The sequence below is a fragment of the Pararhodobacter sp. SW119 genome (assembly GCF_017811755.1).
Classification (GTDB): Bacteria; Pseudomonadota; Alphaproteobacteria; order Rhodobacterales; family Rhodobacteraceae; genus Pararhodobacter.
On sequence record NZ_JADDJF010000123.1, the window covers coordinates 1 to 2,938 of the forward strand.

Annotated in this window: 1 protein-coding gene; it reads left to right on the forward strand. The window is 64.2% G+C overall.

Translation table 11 applies throughout. The annotated features are described in order from the left end of the window. A partial coding sequence (locus IM708_RS20655; protein WP_209428438.1) for a PAS domain-containing protein occupies positions 1 to 2,841 on the forward strand: 2,841 nt, incomplete at its 5' end. Positions 2,842 to 2,938 lie beyond the last annotated feature (97 nt).

The following is a 2,938-nucleotide window of genomic DNA, read 5'->3' on the forward strand; positions in this document are numbered from 1 at the left end:
GAGGCGCTGCCACAGATTGTCTGGACGGCGCGTCCGGATGGGACGGTTGACTGGGTCAACAGCGAGTTTCTGCGCTACACCGGGTTCAAGGAAATCGATCCCGCGACCGGGGACTGGCTGCTCGCGGTGCATCCCGACGATCGCGAGCCGACCCTGGAAGTCTGGGCGCAGACCATTGCGCGTGGCAAGCCCTACCGGACGGACTTCCGCATCTGGTGCGCGGCGGAGAATCGCTGGCGTGCCCATCTGGTCGATGCGCGTCCCCATCACGACGGAGAGGGCCGGGTTCTTCGCTGGTTCGGGATCGCCACCGACATACAGGAAATTCGCGACGCCGATGCCGAGCGCGAAACCGAACTGCGGCTCAGAGCGGTCGAAAGCCAGATTCTGGAACAGGTCAGCGCAGGTGACGAGATCGCGGTGATCATTGAGAGCATCTGCGCGAAAATGGGCAGTATCCTCGACGGAGCCCGGGTTTCGGTCGCGCTGGTCAGCGAAGATGGTCAGCGACTGGAGAAGTGGTTCGCGACGGATCTGCCGGACGCGTGGTGCCGCGCCGTGGCGAACCTGCCAGTGGCCGAGGGTGAAGGCGCCTGCGGCACGGCCGCCCATCGCCGTGCGCCTGTCATCTCGGCCGACATTGCCCGCGATCCGCTCTGGAGAGCGTATCGCGACCAGGCGCTACAGCACGGACTGGCTGCCTGCTGGTCGCTGCCCGTGCTCGATGCCGCGGGACGACCGATTGCGAGCATCGCCTGCTATTTCGATCACCCCTGTGCCGCGACCGACGGGCAGCTGGTGCATTTGCGCCGTGTCGGCGCGTTCATCCGCACCGCCATCGAACATGCGCGCGCCCGTGACCGCCTGCATGCCAGCGAGCGGCGTTATCGTAGCCTTTTCGACCTGCTGCCCATCGGGATCTCTGAAAGGGACATCTCGGCCGTGCAGGCCATGATCCGCGATCTGAAGGCGGACGGGGTGACGGATCTGGCCGCCTGGCTCGATGCCAACGAGGATTTTATCGACCGGGCATCGCAGTCGATCCGGTGTCTCGACGCCAACCGCGCCGCGCTCGAGCTTCGCGATGTGGAGAACCTGGAAGAACTGTCTCTGAAGATCGCCGGACTGAGGCGCACTCCGACATTCCGTGCCTCGGTCCGCAAGCTGCTACTGTCGATCTTCAACGGAGAGTCCAGCTTTGAGATGACCTATTCGCTCACGCGCCGCGACGGTTCGCTCGCCGAAATCCATCTCCGAAATTTTCTGCCCGACCCCAACGCCGGCCGACTGCTGGCCACCGGTCTCGACATCACCGAGCAACGCCGCGCCGAAGAACGTTTCCGCCACGTCGCCCAAGCGTCGAGCGATTTCATCTTCGACCGTGACTTCGCCAGCGAAACGACCTGGGTCAATGACGCGGCGACCTGGCTGCCGGATTATCCGGCCGGGCCCTGCGAGGTTCCACGCAGCGCCTGGGTGAACAGTGTTCATCCGGACGACAATGACGAGATCCTCAGACAGATCGATCTCGCGGTCAGCGGCGGTGCGGGGTCCTGGGAGGGTGAGTATCGCCTCCGGCTCCATGACGGCTCGTATATTCCGGTACGGGAACGGTCGAGCATCACTCGCGACGATACCGGCGCGCCGGTGCGGATGATCGGCAACATAATCGATCTTTCGGAGCAGAAGGCGCTGGAGGCGCAACTGCGCCAGGCACAGCGCCTCGATGCGGTCGGACAACTGACCGGTGGCATCGCGCATGACTTCAACAACCTGCTGACGGTGATCCTGGGCAATGCCGAAATGCTGCGCGACGCGCTTCCAGCCGATAGTCGCGCTCAGGCGATGGCCGGGCATGTCCTCGCCGCCTCCGAGCGCGCCGCCGAACTGACCCAACGCCTGCTGGCCTTCGCGCGCAAGCAGCCGCTTTCGCCCGGGCATTTCGACCCGAATGTGCTGGTCGAGGGGATGCGGATGCTGGTCGAACGCTCGATCACCCCGGCGATCACGCTGGAACTCGATCTCGCCGAGGGCGCCGGGCCGGTCCGTCTGGACCGCGCGATGTTCGAAAGCGCACTGCTCAACCTCTGCGTCAACGCTCGCGACGCCATGCCGGAGGGCGGCACCCTGCGTATCGAGACCCGCGCCGTGGCGCTGCCCGAAAGCGATGAGACCGACGCCCCGCCCCCGGGCGCCTATGTGCGCATCACCGTCTCGGACACCGGAACCGGGATGGATGCCGATACGATGGCCCGCGCCTTCGAGCCCTTCTTCACCACCAAGGGTACCGGCGCGGGGAGTGGTCTGGGCCTGAGCATGGTCTACGGTTTCGTCCGCCAGTCCGAGGGACATATCCGGATCGATAGTACCCATGGAAAAGGCAGCGCGATCGAGATCCTGTTGCCCCGTTCCGACATCGGCGCCGAGGCCGATGATACAGAGGAGTTTGAGCCAACCTTGGAAGCAAATGTCGCGAGGGCGCGTATCCTGATCGTCGAGGACGAGCCTCTGGTCCGCGAATACACCAAAATGACCGTCGAATCCCTTGGCTACCGCGCTGAGGCCTTGCCGCAGGCCGCCCCGGCGCTCGATCTGCTCAAGTCCGGCGAAGGGTTTGACCTTCTGCTGTCGGATATCGTCATGCCGGGCGGCATGAGCGGACGGCAACTGGCGGACGCTGCGCTGTCCCTCCACCCTGATTTGCCGGTTCTGCTGGTATCGGGTCATTCCGAGGAGATGACCGCACCGGACGACCGCATTGATCCACGCATTGGCTTTCTGCGCAAACCGTTCCGCAAGCGTGAACTGGCCCACCGGCTCGCCGAGCTTCTCGGTACATGAACGTATGTTTGTCCAAACACTTCGCCGCGCCGACCATTGTTTGTTGCCTTGAGAGCTGAATCATCCATCATCCAACCTGGAGATGTCAGATCGTCGC